At 43.7% G+C, this 14,854-nt stretch carries 13 protein-coding genes; 10 read left to right on the top strand and 3 right to left on the bottom strand.

Annotated elements, in window-relative coordinates; genetic code table 11:
- The first annotated feature begins 25 nt into the window (after positions 1-25).
- Positions 26-1,039 (top strand): OmpA family protein, encoded by a 1,014-nt coding sequence (locus AB4Z08_RS32180; protein WP_441577891.1) that lies wholly within the window; start codon positions 26-28, stop codon positions 1,037-1,039.
- A gap of 74 nt (positions 1,040-1,113) precedes the next feature.
- Here AB4Z08_RS32180 and AB4Z08_RS32175 read toward each other — a convergent pair whose 3' ends face one another.
- Positions 1,114-3,246 carry a hypothetical protein gene (locus tag AB4Z08_RS32175; protein ID WP_441577890.1) on the bottom strand — a complete coding sequence of 711 codons (2,133 nt, stop codon included), beginning with the start codon at positions 3,244-3,246 and terminating at the stop codon, positions 1,114-1,116.
- Positions 3,247-3,593: 347 nt separating this feature from the next.
- Here AB4Z08_RS32175 and AB4Z08_RS32170 point away from each other — a divergent pair, with 347 nt between their 5' ends.
- Positions 3,594-4,190 (top strand): Crp/Fnr family transcriptional regulator, encoded by a 597-nt coding sequence (locus AB4Z08_RS32170; protein ID WP_441577889.1) that lies wholly within the window; start codon positions 3,594-3,596, stop codon positions 4,188-4,190.
- Between the two features lie 63 nt (positions 4,191-4,253).
- A complete protein-coding gene (locus tag AB4Z08_RS32165; protein ID WP_441577888.1) occupies positions 4,254-4,964 on the top strand; it encodes a CPBP family intramembrane glutamic endopeptidase in 711 nt (236 codons plus the stop codon).
- A gap of 243 nt (positions 4,965-5,207) precedes the next feature.
- Here the strand turns inward: AB4Z08_RS32165 and AB4Z08_RS32160 are convergent, their stop codons facing one another.
- Positions 5,208-5,396, bottom strand: coding sequence for a hypothetical protein (locus AB4Z08_RS32160; RefSeq protein WP_441577887.1), 189 nt, complete (start codon positions 5,394-5,396; stop codon positions 5,208-5,210).
- A gap of 192 nt (positions 5,397-5,588) precedes the next feature.
- Here AB4Z08_RS32160 and AB4Z08_RS32155 point away from each other — a divergent pair, with 192 nt between their 5' ends.
- The 6 genes from AB4Z08_RS32155 to AB4Z08_RS32130 all read left to right on the top strand — a co-directional run bounded on the left by AB4Z08_RS32155 (position 5,589) and on the right by AB4Z08_RS32130 (position 10,910).
- Positions 5,589-7,088 (top strand): FAD-dependent oxidoreductase, encoded by a 1,500-nt coding sequence (locus tag AB4Z08_RS32155; protein WP_441577886.1) that lies wholly within the window; start codon positions 5,589-5,591, stop codon positions 7,086-7,088.
- Between the two features lie 66 nt (positions 7,089-7,154).
- Positions 7,155-7,622, top strand: coding sequence for a GNAT family N-acetyltransferase (locus AB4Z08_RS32150; protein WP_441577885.1), 468 nt, complete (start codon positions 7,155-7,157; stop codon positions 7,620-7,622).
- A gap of 111 nt (positions 7,623-7,733) precedes the next feature.
- On the top strand, positions 7,734-8,693 hold the full coding sequence (locus AB4Z08_RS32145) for a Dyp-type peroxidase (RefSeq protein WP_441577884.1): 960 nt from the start codon (positions 7,734-7,736) through the stop codon (positions 8,691-8,693).
- A 251-nt stretch (positions 8,694-8,944) separates the two neighbouring features.
- Positions 8,945-9,757: a helix-turn-helix domain-containing protein gene (locus tag AB4Z08_RS32140; protein ID WP_441577883.1), complete on the top strand. Its 813-nt coding sequence runs from the start codon at positions 8,945-8,947 to the stop codon at positions 9,755-9,757.
- A gap of 94 nt (positions 9,758-9,851) precedes the next feature.
- On the top strand, positions 9,852-10,382 hold the full coding sequence (locus AB4Z08_RS32135; RefSeq protein WP_441577882.1) for a YbhB/YbcL family Raf kinase inhibitor-like protein: 531 nt from the start codon (positions 9,852-9,854) through the stop codon (positions 10,380-10,382).
- Positions 10,383-10,409: 27 nt separating this feature from the next.
- Complete coding sequence (locus tag AB4Z08_RS32130; protein WP_441577881.1) at positions 10,410-10,910, top strand: DinB family protein; 501 nt, start codon at positions 10,410-10,412, stop codon at positions 10,908-10,910.
- 130 nt (positions 10,911-11,040) lie between these two features.
- Here AB4Z08_RS32130 and AB4Z08_RS32125 read toward each other — a convergent pair whose 3' ends face one another.
- Positions 11,041-11,280: a hypothetical protein gene (locus tag AB4Z08_RS32125; protein WP_441577880.1), complete on the bottom strand. Its 240-nt coding sequence runs from the start codon at positions 11,278-11,280 to the stop codon at positions 11,041-11,043.
- Between the two features lie 545 nt (positions 11,281-11,825).
- On the opposite strand from AB4Z08_RS32125, the gene AB4Z08_RS32120 reads away from it, so the two are divergent.
- Complete coding sequence (locus tag AB4Z08_RS32120; RefSeq protein WP_441577879.1) at positions 11,826-14,843, top strand: SusC/RagA family TonB-linked outer membrane protein; 3,018 nt, start codon at positions 11,826-11,828, stop codon at positions 14,841-14,843.
- Positions 14,844-14,854 lie beyond the last annotated feature (11 nt).

Below are 14,854 nucleotides of genomic sequence, written 5' to 3'. Positions count from 1 at the left end.
TTTGAAATATTAAAAACAGACCTATATGAACCTCCGGACACTCACAATATGTGCTGCTACTGCCAGCTTACTCTTCGCCTGCAATTCTCAAAAAAAACAAACACCTACAGAAGATAGTACTGCTTCCACACAAACCGGTAATGCTACACCTGAAGCTGCAACGCCACCTGCCGCAAAAACATTTGATATCAATGCGATCGCGATATCAGATAAGCCGCTGGGCGCCTTCCCCTACTTTAACCTGCCGGAAGGTTACCAGAACTTTTCAAAAAATAAGATAATGGATTATGACCTCATCTACTACTGGGTGAAAGATCATTTTGAAAGACCTGAAGGGAAAATCTTCTATAGCAGGGTCACCGCCAAAGAAGGCAAGTCCTACAGTGACCGCGAACTAATCAAGAACCTGGATGAAGTGATTACCGGTGCCGGTGGTGTGAAGGTATCCGAAGGTAAAATACCCAACGATTCTTTCTATGTTATTCCGAGCGATAACCAGGTGAAATATAAGGACGGTTATGGATTTTTTTCAAGTGCTGTTACCACCACTTATCTGATCCGTCGTGCGGATAGAAATATCTGGATACAAACCACCCCCGGAGATGACGGCGTTTCCGCAGGCTGGATGATCTTAGAAACAAAACCTTTTAAAGCCACGGCGTCTCTCATTAAAGCAGATGAAATGAAAAAAGAGCTGGACAGCAAAGGCCATGTTGCGTTGTATATCAACTTCGATACGGACAAAGCCAGCATTAAATCTGAATCACAGCCTATTATCGATGAAATACAAAAGCTGCTGGCAGATAATGCCGGTTTGAAAGTAAGCATTGAAGGGCATACTGACAACAGCGGAGCTCCTGCCCACAATAAAAAACTATCTGAAGACAGGGCCAATTCCGTTAAAAGCGCACTGACCAGCAAAGGCATTGATGCCGGCAGGATTCAGGCAAAAGGTTTGGGAGCAGACAAGCCAATTGCTGACAATAACAGCGAAGACGGTAAAGCCAAAAACCGCCGGGTGGAAATCGTAAAAATATAGTATCCATCTACGATATTAAAAGGAGCTGCCTTCCATTCTTACAAATGGAAGGCGGCTCCTTTTAAAGTATACGTTTATTCCGGCTCCGCGATTCCAAGAAAAATCACCACACCATCCCCACCCGGATTATCGGTAACATCTACTACTGCCGAAGGCTTCCAATTATTCATACACCACAAATTTCCTGCTCCGTCTATGTTGGTAGAGGTGAGTCGCATAATCGGCTGATAACACTTCACAGGAACCTTATGCCCACTTGGCTTTCCATCCACAATTACCGGCTTCGTTAGTGTTCCGTACAGCGGCCATCCGTTTGCCAGCATTACTTCTGCACCACCTGTAGGTACTGTCAGCAGCCGGGCGGTTTCAGGATGTGCCGGATCCCGCAGCATCGTTACGCCGAATGGCCCTTGCATATCCAGGGTTTTATCACTGGCATAATCTGTTTCGTGCCCGAAATTAGCCAGGAAAACTGTTTGCTTTTTATCGATTTTCACGCCCCAGGGCGCGTAAGTATTTACATCATAATATCCTTTTACGCCCGAAAGATCATTGTGGAGTATCGTTGCCCTGCTACTGGCCACGCCCACCACAACTACATCTCCCGCTGCATTTATTGCCAGCTGCCGAAGCGATTCATAGCCGCTGTGCTTATTCACCGGACTGTAATAATCACTGAACCAGGCGCCTTTAACCACCAGTTTATTATGTTCAATCGCTACTTTATAAACCGCTGACACCGCGCATTTGTCCTCATGATCTTTATCATAATTGCCAATACAGGAAACATATACATTTCCATGATTATCGGGAACTACATCAAATACCTTAAGATAAGGCGTTTTTAATGGTGTAGCCTCTGATGACGCCTTCCTTTTAACAGGAAACTCATCACAAATCAGCATATTTTCCTTCGTGGCTTCCCCTTTCAGGTAGACGACGACCGCACTGGGTTCACTTTTAAACGGGTAATGACCAATTGGTGCCGGCGCAAAAGGATCCTGGCATCCAACAGAGGCCATCCAGAGATTTCCGGATTTATCATAGTTCATTCCCTGTACCCGCGAGAGACTCAACGTATAGCCATTGGAGGGACTTAGCGGTTTGCCGTCTTTATAATAAAAACGGGAAATACTTCCTTCCTGTGGATTGTTCAATTCAGGTCCCCATCCGAAATTGCCAAAGGAAATGTGCTTTTTTTCCGGGTCTATCGCCACGCCAAATCCTACGCCCAGCAACCCTCCTCCCTGTACAGGAGAAAAACTCGCCGGCGTGGCATCATATTTATACACCAGGCAATGTGTTCCGGAAAGGTTAGACCCAGCTCTGAAATTATTCGCTACCCACGCATTGTCATCTGCATCAAATACCACAAAAGCCGCTCCACTTGGAATAAAATTCTTTGCGCCTGACGAATTACTCTTAAGCGTAAGTGTCCACTGGTCCGGCGATTTCTTATCATCTGCAACGTTCATAGAAGTAAGCGAGTCTTTATATATTTCTTCTCTGCCCACCAGCATCTGATAAATATTGCCGGCATTCGTAAACGGATCATACAACATATTCCTGATGGCTTCCAGGAAGCTGTTGTTCGGTTTACCTTTTTCATGCCAGGCATAGTCAAGAAACTGGTCATAGAATGATTTTCCAGAAACGACAACAGTATCCGTTAAGCAATAGTAAAACAGGTTACACAGCGAGTTAAACATCGGGTAGCTGTTTGTTTCAAATCCGTTAGGCGAATGTTTGATCATATCAGCCACTACTCCTTCTGTCCGGTAAATATTCTGTTTCATTCCATAGGCAATCTTCATATTACGTTCGGTGCCGCTCATCTTTACTAAACCGTCATTTCCAACAGTTGTCATTTGAGCAAATGTGTAGATAGATGCAATGGAGGATTCAGGGCTAACTTTTACCACATGGTCAACGGCCGGTAAATAAAAAGTAGCCAGGAGAGCCAACGGCTTATCCCGCATGATATGGGGAACACCATCTATGGTATAACTTTGTATAAAAACGGTTACAGAAAAATAAGCAGATTCGCTTTCCCCCTTCATCTCCACACTAAAATCATTTCCCTGAAATGATTTTTTGTGACTGGCGGCACCAACATATCCATTAACAATACTCAGGATTTCATAAGTTCCCGAAGTGATCACAACATTCCTCACTTCCACATTGAATTGAACTGTTTTGGTAGTCATAGTAAATGGTTATAGGATTGTAAAGTAGTGCGGGCACGACATTGACATCAGAATAAAAAAGGATTGCGAACTAAAATCCGCCGGTTTTCATAGTCAGTTATTTGAGTCCACCGGTAGTTAAATATAAAGATTATATTCCAGATTATTGTTGAAGTAACCGTTCCCTCCAATCCCCGGCCACCTCATCTTCCTAACCTTACATTTTATAATACGCCTAAAAGCGCATTCTTATAATCATTTATCACCTGAAATCCCTTCCTCCATCCGCCGAAATACTTAAATTACGTGGAAATCTATGTGAATGATATATCATTCTATTGAGCTATATCCTATAAAAAAAGCGCCGCATGCCAGAAATCACCACACAAAATATAAAAGACATTTTTGATCAGTTCTACAAAGCGGATGCAAAAACCTGGGAGGGTTTTACATCTAAGCTACAGGAAAGACGCTTCCGGAAGAATGAAGTTATTAAGGACTACGGTACTACAGAAAAATACTTAAACATCCTGATAAGTGGCACCGCCGCACTTTTTATCTGGAATGGCAAACACGATATCTGCATCAACCTCTTTTATGAAAATGATTTCTTCGGAGATTATCTTTCCTTTTTGAAACAGGAACAAAAACCGTTAAAAACGGTAGCGTTGGAAGATATTGTTATCTGGTCAATATCTCATACCGACCTGAAGGCCTTATATGATTCCACCATGCTGGGGAGTACAATGGCCAGAATTATGGCCGAAACCCTTTATGCGAAAAAGCAGGAGGAACAAATAAATTTACTGACACTCACCGCTGAGGAGCGTTATATTAAGCTCATTAAGGTAAGGCCTCAAATAGTTCAGCGGACCTCGCTAAAGTTCATTGCTTCGTACCTGGGAGTAACTTCCGAAAGCCTGAGCCGCATCAGAAAAAGGGTCACTTTAAAACAAATAACCTGATTTCTTACCCAAAGTCAATTTTTGCCAGCCTATTTTGGAATAGCTTTGTAAAAAAGAAATAATATGACACCGCAAAAGGATAAAATAAGAGTGGGCGCTATTGTGACCTTTTACGTTATTGCCATTGCCCTCAGGTATGCTACCAACAAGACATCCCTTCTTCAGTATATACCAACAGGTTTTCTTAAAATTATCATCCAGGGCATAGGCCCTGCTATTGCGGCACTCATTGTTTTTCTTGCTTTCCGGATTAAACCTACTCAAACACTCTGGGGCAATTACTCCAATAAAATTGTCCCTGTGCTCCTGTTCTGGGGACTGCCTTTCCTGGCTGTTGGCATCATTACATGGATATACAAGGGAACATTTAACACCGTAACTTTTTCTATACTTATTTATGGTTTGCTCGAAGAGATGGGCTGGCGCGGGTTTCTACAACCTGCATTATCCTCCCTGCCTAAGTTTGCCAATATTTTCATTGTTGCCGTCTTATGGTTTATCTGGCACCTTAACTTCGAATTAAGCAGTGCAAACCTCAGTTTTTTCCTCATATTGTTGTTTAGTAGCTGGGGACTATATGCCGTAGCTGATAAAACACATTCTCTCATTGCCCTTTCTGCATTTCATGCCATTTATGATATTTATTCTGCTGCAGATAACAAATCTCCTGTACTAAGTGTCACCTTGATAGCCATATTTTGTATCTGGATTGGCTACCTGGTTTATACGAAAAAAGTTATCACCCCTGTTGCTTCCAAACTGTATCCTCATTAGCTCTATCATTTTTAACCCTTACTATTAAATCACCTGAAGATATTTGTCTGATAAAAAATTATTTATTCGCCTAAAATAAAAAAGCCACCATATAGGTGGTTTTTCTGTTTTATTTAAACCCCAGGCGTCAGGTGGGGGTGTGCTTTTCCTGTGATCCCTGTGGGAACACTACGCATGTTCGTAGTTACTTGTAGTATCAATGTTTGATGGATAAACATTGGTTTACCCGAACATATCCCAAAATCATTGATGGGATGCCGGCTTAATTTTTCTTACAACAAACGCCAATATCATTAAGCCCAGCCCTACTCCCATGGAAAATCCTCTAATTGCATCGGGCATTGCTATTTTTCTTGAAAGAATAAATGTCAATGCAATAAAAAATAGTCCAATAGGAATCAACACGAACGATCTTCCAAATTTCTGCTTCATGTTATTTATATTAGTATTCTAATTTAAGAAGAAATTCTTTACTCCGGGCCCTGGGGCTAAAATAAAACAGGCCGCCGGCAAATAAGATTGCTTTCCCGGCGATGCTTTACTACTTTAGTAAAGGAAAAACCAGTTAACACCGTCATGTAATTATTGAATAATAAACCTACATAATTTCTAAAAATCCGGTATATGGAAAAGATCACCCCTGGCGATATACGGTATTCGGATCTCGCGGATAAAAGATTCAATAAACGCTTTACTGCGAAGCCTGAATATATTTACCTGCCTACCTCTACGAAAGAGGTGGTGGCGGCTGTACAAGAGGCCGTGGATAGCAAACGGCGGCTGGTAGTACGCAGTGGCGGCCATTGCCTGGAAGGGTTCGTAACAGATCCTTCCGTGCAGGTACTCATAGATATGTCTCTGATGGCGGATATCCGCTATGATGAGAAACAATCCTCCTTTCTAGTGGAGGCCGGCGCTACCGTTGGGGAGATGTATCGTCGACTATTTCTGGGCTGGGGTGTAGTTCTTCCCGCAGGGGAGCTTCCCGCCATCGGTATCGGCGGACATATACCAGGTGGTGCTTTCGGCTTTCTTTGCCGGGAATACGGATTGGCGGCAGACTATCTCTACGCTGTAGAGTTGGTGACTGTTGAAGCATCCGGTACGGCAGGCAGCGTTATTGCTACCCGTGAATCCACTGATCCCAATCGTGAGCTCTGGTGGGCGCATACGGGCGGAGGTGGCGGTAACTTCGGGATCGTTACCCGCTATTGGCTGAGGTCTGCGGACGCTATCGGATCGGATCCTGCTGTTGCATTGCCCAAAGCACCGGCCTCTATTACCACCTTCCGCATTGCATGGGACTGGAAGGATTTCGATGAGCAATTGTTTTTCCGGCTGGCGAAAAATTTTGGAGAATGGAGTAAACAGCACAGCGGGGCAGACTCACCTTACAGACAGCTATTCAGCCTGCTTTTTCTTAACCACCGGAACCTGGGCAAGCTGGAAATGAAAGGCGTATGCACCGCCGGAACTAAAGCCATTCAGCTCATAGATGAGCATTTAGCCGCCATCGCAATCCCCCTCGGAGTTCCTTATACACGCCAGATCGAGGAAACACCCTGGCTTCGCTTTGCACTCAACCCATTTCCGGAACTATTCCAGCCCGGTTTCGATAACGCACAGGCAAAAGTAAAGGATGCCTTCTTCCGGCAACCCTTTACTGACAAACAGATTGCAACCGCCTTCAAATACCTTACTGCGAAAGCAAATGTAGGAGGAGGATTAGGCATGGCCACCTATGGAGGTAAAGTGAATACGATTGCGCCAGACGCCACCGCATCGGCGCAGCGGGATGTCATTCTTGATGTTGCGTGCAATGCAGGCTGGGGCGACCCGACAGGCGAAGCACCTACCCTTGCCTGGATCCGTGCTTTCTATATGGAACTTTTTGAGGAGTCTGGCGGCGTACCTGTTCCCAATGAACAAACAGACGGCTGCATGATCAATCATCCAGATACAGATCTCGCCGATCCGGAATGGAACAAATCAGGCGTTCCATGGCATACCCTGTATTATAAAGATAATTATCCACGACTGCAGGAAGTGAAACGCAAATGGGATCCGTTGAACATATTTTATCATGCCTTGTCTATACGGGCGGGCGACGAGCAGCAACGATGACTGTTTCTTATTAAAAGACAAATGCTGTACGTTTGCAGCAAGAGAAACTACCGTTAAATCACCGTCATGTCTTCAATACATATAAGAGCAGCGCAACCTTCAGATGCAAAACAACTAAGTGATTTGATCTGTGAGAATGCAGAAAAACTCCTGAAGCCTCATTACAATAACGAGCAATGGAATATATTCATCAAGTACTATTCAGTGCAGGTATTGAGTGAAAAGATAGCCAGCCAGACGGTATTTTGCGCCGAAAGAGATGGCCAGATAATAGGCACTGCCGCACTTGATGGCGATTTTGTTGTTGGTTTTTATACAAGACTACAATATGTCAATCAGGGAATAGGCAAACAATTGATGACCTATCTGGAAACTTATGCCCAAAGTAAAGGTTTAACAACACTGCAATTGGCGGCATCACCGGAAGGTCTGGCCTTTTATTATAAAAATGGCTGGCAAAAGGTAAAAGACTTCACGATTGAACACTATGGTGTAGGTTTTGAAGAAACCTTAATGAGCAAACAAATATTGTAAAGCGGGCATAGATAGTCACATGCTGACTATCTGTTTTTGAAGTTCCTAAAAACATTAACTTCCGGACCAGAGAGGGAACCTTCTTTAAATTATCAAAAAGCTATTTTTAATATGAGTAAAGCTATACAGCCTGAATCGCAAAACATCACCGACATCACAAACAACAACACCATATTTGTAGTTTGGAAGTTTAAGGAAGATATGCCCGTCAAACCAGCTTTCGAAAAGCTCTGTGGCCTGGTGGCCAATCTCAATCATTCCTTTACCATAAGAGTACCGGACGCACGTGCGAGCTGTATAATGGCCATTGGGTATGAGGCCTGGATAAAGTTATCCTTACCACTCCCCGTCCCGAAAGAACTGAAAAATTTTGAACCATTGGCAGGATCAAAACATACGGCTGTGGCGACTCCGGGAGACCTGCACTTTCACTTGCGGTCAACAGATATGTCCGTTTGCTTTGATATGCTCACCGCTATCACTGAGGTGTTATACCCGGTTGCCGATTGTTTGGAAGAAATACATGGATTCAGGTATTGGGATGGCCGTTCCATTCTTGGCTTTGTGGATGGCACAGAAAACCCTATTGGTGAAGACCGGCAGCTCTTTGCCCTGGTTGGTGACGAAGATCCGCTTTATAAGGGAGGAAGTTATCTTTTTGTCCAGAAATACCTGCACAATATGAGAGGCTGGACAAAGCTGTCTACCGAAGAACAGGAGAAAGTAATCGGTCGTTATAAATTGAGTGATATAGAGATGCCTGATGATATAAAGCCCAATAACTCGCATAGTGCCCTGGCCAGTCTGGATGATGATCAAGGCAATGAGCTGAAGATACTGAGAGATAACATGCCCTTTGGCAATCCCGCTAAAAATGAGGTGGGCACCTATTTTATTGCTTATGCCAATACATTTAGCACTACCTACAAAATGTTGGAACGCATGTTTATTGGCGTGCCGGCAGGTAATTACGACAGGATACTGGATTTCAGTACCGCACATACCGGCAGCCTCTTCTTTGCTCCGTCAATGGATATGCTGGATCAATATACAGCAGATGTGACTTCGTGATTTTACAGCGCAACGAATGCAAAGGGACCTTTGGTCTGAAAAATTGGACTTTGGGGAATGTTTTGTAAGCACAAAAAAACGGACCGATTTAATAGATATTACCAGGTAAGCCGGTTTGCAAAATGCTAAAACGGCAGCACCATTATTCTCCTACCATAAAAATATTGTAGCTTCGTTCTGTCTTTATGTAGCTGTTTATGAGGAAGTCTATAATACCTGCTGACCTTCGCTCCGCCGATTCACAAAACGCGATGGACCATATTGCCATCATGCGGTATGACTCGGACGTAGTGAGTATTAACGCCAGGATCAAACTACGGCAAAATTTATTCAGCTTTTTGCTGGAAGGTCAAAAAAGTGTTCAATACATTGGAGCACCGGTAACAATTAACCCCCATCAGTTTTTGCTGATGTCCGCCGGTAATTGCCTGATGAGCGAGAAGATAGCAGCAGCCGGTGGGCGTTACAGGAGTGTTTTATTTTTTTTCGACAATAAGATACTGATAGATTTCTTCTTCCGTCATCCACAGGCGCTTAAGACTTCTACCCACAAAAACAATGAAGCACCTTTTCTGGTGTTTGAGAAAGATGCATTTCTGATAAACTTCATTGATTCGCTTGGTTTTATGTTAGCGCTTGATCAACCTTGCTCGGCAGAAATGCGAAGAGTGAAACTGGAAGAATTGCTGCTTTACTTAAGTGAGCACTATCCTGATAAAATTCAGCAACTTCGCAGCTTCAGTGAAGAAGCTGATGACGATCTGCTGATCCGTCAGGCCGTCACAGACAACATCTATAATACCGTCACTGTTGAGGAGCTGGCCTTTCTGTGTAATATGAGCCTGTCCACTTTTAAGCGGCGCTTTGCAAGGATTTATGGTACCTCACCAAATAAATGGCTACTTGAAAAGAAGATGCAGAAAGCGGCCCAATTACTTAAACAAGGTGAGTGCAAAGCAAGCGAAATATATTTCGAACTAGGCTATGAAAATCTGTCAAGCTTCATTCAGTCATTTAAGCAAGTCCATGGAATAACACCCAAGCAATACCAGCTGTCAAATTGAACGTTTAGCAACACTTTTTGAACGTCAGGCCATCTGTTGCCGCCCTTTATCGGGGCTACCTTTGATTAATAATTAAATATTAATCACGAAGATGATGGCTACATTAACAACAACAACTGGACTCAACAAGAGTCCTCTCGCAGCAGCATTCACCTTGAAGAGCAAAGAGCTTGGAGGTCAGTTTACAAACAAACAATATCTCAATGGTATGGGGTTTTCCGGTGAAAACCAATCGCCGCAGCTTTACTGGGAAAACGCCCCGGAAAACACACAAAGCTTTGCAGTAACCGTGTATGACCTGGATGCCCCAACTGGCAGTGGCTTCTGGCATTGGGTGGTTTTCAATATCCCCGCTGATGTGCACGAACTCAAACCTGATGCGGGAGATCCTTCAAAACATTTACTTCCTGACGGTGCTGTACAAAGCAATAGTGATCTGGGGGTTCCCGGCTACGTGGGTGCAGCTCCCCCTGATGGCCCGGCACATCGTTATCTGATTACCGTATATGCGCTCAGCAAAAAACTGGACCTGGATAAAAACGTCACTCCCGCTTTCGTAAGCTTCACTATGCATTTCGATACACTGGCCAAAGCCTCGTTGCTGGTTTACGGACAAAAAAACTAAGCAGGTAATTCGGCTAAACATTAAAAAATGAACAAAAAATATTTCACCGCATTAGCGGGTTACAATAACTGGGCAGATAATATTGCTATTGGATGGTTGCATGAAATCAATGATGAGCAATGGAATCAGTTTATCAGCAGTAGTTTCAGCAGCATCAGGCAAACCGCTATTCATATTGCCAGCGCCGAAAAAATATGGGTGGACTTCTGGAAAAATATGCCTGATCCTGTTTTTTTATCCGCAGAATTTAATGGCACAAAAAATGACTTAATAAAAATCTGGCAGCAATCATCCTCCGATTTAAAAAGTTTCATTGAAAATTATCCCGAGGAAAATTATCTGCAGGAAGTCACTTTTAAAAAAAGAAGCGGTGAGGAAGGCCGAATGGAATATCCGCAAACATTTTCGCACATCATTAACCACTCTACCTTTCATCGTGGACAATTAGTAACCCTGCTGCGTCAGGCGGGCTTCACAAAATTTTCTTCCACTGATCTAAGTACTTACTATTATATAACTCAAAAATAGGTTTGGGAGTTTTATGCGGGCATAGTGTGTTTGTTGGGTATTCCGGTACCTCTTCAGCAAACAGCTATGTCCCTTTCTCTTTAATCATTTGCTACTACTATCTCAAAGAATAATCCATCCGGTCTTACTTTCAAAAAACCGATCGCTTTTTCATAGCAATCTCCTGTAAAAATTGAAGAGAAAAATCAACACTGTCTTCCATGCTGGGCTGAATACTATTAGCAGTAAGCCAAAAGCCATCTATACCTAACAAACGTATTTTCTCTTCTCTACACGCCAGCACAAATGCAATTGCATTTTCCTTTGAATAGAGATGTATCCCTCCTCTTTCCAATGTACTTTCTATAAATATTCGTTCTGCTTTATTCATGAAACAGATGGGATTACTGATGATTACATAAGATATTCAATTTATCTCTGTCACACTGCTATTGTATTTCTAAATTATTATTATTACTTTCAAATTACGAAAATAAAAAAGCGTTATTCCACGTGTAAAAAAGACGTTATATATAATTATAACCAAAATTTATAACCTTTAATCCATTCATTTTCAATTAAGTTTAGCTAGACTATACTATTCTATACTACGTAGTCTTAAAAATGACAATTATTACATTTAATTAAACTAAACATAACCTGGAGTTAACAGACAAATCCAGATTACGCCCTATCATTGCACTCGATTTCATAAACAGTTGTCTATGTCGATTTGCAGATGCTTCAAACCATAATCGTTTTTTTTCTTTGATTTAACAAGGATAGGTGCATTGCACAAAATAGAATTCAGAAAACAACCAACCAGCCCTTCTATGTATAATAACTGGGATGATCGCTGTCATAAGTAATGATATCCGGCTGGCTATACCTTTATTCATTTTCATTTTTCATATTAAGCATCACAAAGTTTTGCCAATGAACATTCGGTTTCTCTTCATGGTAGTTGTATGGCTTTCATGCGTTAGCCTTTCCCGTGCTAATGCGCCATACCATCGTATTTATGACAAGGTTGTCCTTCAGGAACCTGTCAAGGGAGTGGTTATAGGCCAGGATGGCACACCGATACCCGGCGCCACAGTCAGATCGCTTTCCACGAAAAAAGTAACCACTACGAATGCACGTGGTGAGTTTACGCTACCCGCATCTCAGGGCGAAAAAATTGTCATCTCCTTCATCGGTTACAACCAACAGGAAGTAACGGTCAATGGCACATCGCTGCGCATTACGCTGGCTACCAGCAACAGCCAGCTGGGTGAGGTAGTCGTAGTAGGTTACGGCAGTCAAACCAAAGCCGATGTAACAGGTGCTTTGACCCAGTTAAAAGCAGATAATATTAAACAGGGTGCCAACATCTCCGTAGACAACCTGCTGCAAGGCCGCGTATCAGGTGTACGCATTGCGCAGTCGAGCGGTGAGCCCGGCGCAGGTGTTGACGTATTTATCCGCGGTGCCGGCTCCATCAGGAGTGGTAGTACACCACTTTTCGTTGTAGATGGTGTACCATTAAGCAATGACGTGGTAAGCGCAGGTGGCCCTGATTTCGGTTTGGGTAGCTCTGAGCCTAAGAACCCGCTGAACTTTCTGAATACCAGCGATATTGAAACTGTTACGGTTTTAAAAGATGCCTCCGCAGCATCCATCTATGGTGCCAGAGGCTCCAACGGTGTAGTATTGATCACCACCAAACGTGGTAAAAAAGGAGAAGCCGGTAGTTTGACTTACGACATGTATGTAGGCACCTCTTCTGTGATCAAAAAACTCGATGTACTGAATGCTGACGAATACCGCAAAGCACTGGTGAATCCAGCCTATGATCATGGTGGCAATACTGACTGGCAGGATGTGATCTTCCGCAACGGCTTTGTGCAAAACCACAACCTTTCATTTGCCAAATCTACTGCTAACGGCAGCTTCCTGGCGTCTTTATCCCGCATGGACCAGAATGGTATCGTAGAAAACAGCAGCTTTAAAAGAACCACTGCAAGGGTAAATGCCGAAGAATCCTTCTTCGACGACAAACGCCTCACCGTTAAAATGAACCTGACCGCCAGCAACATTGACGAAACAGGTATACCTAATGGTAACACCGCAGGTTCAGACGGACAGCTGATTATACATGCACTGATGGCCAATCCGACAAGATCGCTCCGCGACTCCACCGGCAATTTCACCAACTTCAACATGAATGCTCACTACAACCCGGCTTACCTGTTGAGCATCTATGATGATAAAACCAACACCTTCCGGGTACTGGGTAATATGGAGGCCAGCCTGCGACTGTTCAAGGGACTGAATTACCGCTTCAACGTTGGTATCGACAAGTCCACTTCAGAGCGCAACACCACCATCTATCCGAACGTCACGGATCGTACACCCAATGGCGCCTACGTGCAGAATAACCTGAAATCACTAAGCACATTACTGGAACATTACCTGACCTATAACCTGGCTGTTGACAAACACCAGATAGAAGTACTGGGTGGTTTCTCTTACCAGAAATTCAAATTCGCAGGTACCGCTTTCGGTATGCAGAACATCGCCAAACAAGGACAAGGTGTTCCTCCTGAGTTCAATCCAGGTTACTCAGGAATCCCTATCAACCCTAGCGGATTCGCCCAGGAAAATGAACTGCAATCCTACTTTGGTCGTGTGAACTATAATTACGATAACAAATATCTCCTTACCGCCTCTCTTCGTGCTGATGGTTCTACCAGGTTTGGTGGTGACAACAAGTACGGTTACTTCCCATCATTTGCATTAGGCTGGACCTTGTCGAAGGAAAATTTCCTGAAAAACATTCAGGCTATCCGGGACCTGAAACTACGCGCCAGCTGGGGACAGACAGGTAACCAGGAAGTACCTAACAAGATTACACAGGCCAGCTACTCCTTATCATCTGGTGCCGGTTACTACCTGTATGACAATTATGCACTGGTAAATGGTGTTACCGTAAACCGTACCGCCAATCCTAAACTCAAATGGGAACTGGTAGAACAACTCAACTTCGGCCTGGACTTTGACCTTTTCGGTGGTAAACTGTACGGATCACTGGATTACTATAATAAGACCACCAGGGATCCTATCCTGAACATTCCTTCTGAGCCACTCAGTCCTACCACCACGGTGTGGAAGAACGTTGACGCACGCATCATCAACAAAGGCTTCGAATTCATGTTAGGTACGCAGCTGATCAGCACCAGAAATTTATCATGGTCTGCTGACGTGAACGGCGCCACACTGTCAAACACGATCAAAGATCTTCCGGTGTCCGAGCTATACTCTGGCAGCATCTCTGGTCCTGGTCTCTCTGGTGTAAATGCCAACATTTACAAGAATGGTTATGCGGCAGGTTCTTTCTTTATGCTGAAGCACCTGGGCTATGACAAAGATGGTAAGGATATTTTTGAAGATAAAACCGGCGATGGCGTTATCAACTCAAACGACAGACAGATCTTCCAGGGTGCTATACCAAAATTTAATTTCGGTCTTAACAGCCAGTTGCGTTATATGAAGTTTGACCTCGCAGTTTCCTTCATCGGCCAAACCGGTGGTTACCTGGTGAATAATACAGCGCTGGATCTGAACATCAACAGTCTGGCCTCCGACCGCAACGTGCTGAAAAAGTACTTTGACGCTAAGGCAAATACTTCTAACGCAGTACAGCTGTCTTCCCTGTACCTGGAAAAATCGGACTTCATCCGTCTGAATAATCTCCGCCTGGGATACACCCTTACTGTGAAACAATTGCCATGGCTGCAATCATTAAACATATATGCAAGTGCCCAGAACCTGTTTACCATCACTGGCTATTCAGGATTTGATCCACTGGTGAATACCACCAAGAACGTGGGAGGAAACCAGTCCCTGGGTGTTGATTATGCCACCTATCCAGCTGCTAAAACATACCTGTTAGGTGCAACGGTTAAATTTTAATACATCGAAAT

Origin of the sequence: Chitinophaga sp. RAB17, assembly GCF_052114225.1 — a bacterium.
Taxonomy (GTDB): domain Bacteria; phylum Bacteroidota; class Bacteroidia; order Chitinophagales; family Chitinophagaceae; genus Chitinophaga.
The sequence above is the reverse complement of the archived record's forward strand: the minus strand, read 5'-3'. Positions and strand labels throughout refer to the sequence as shown.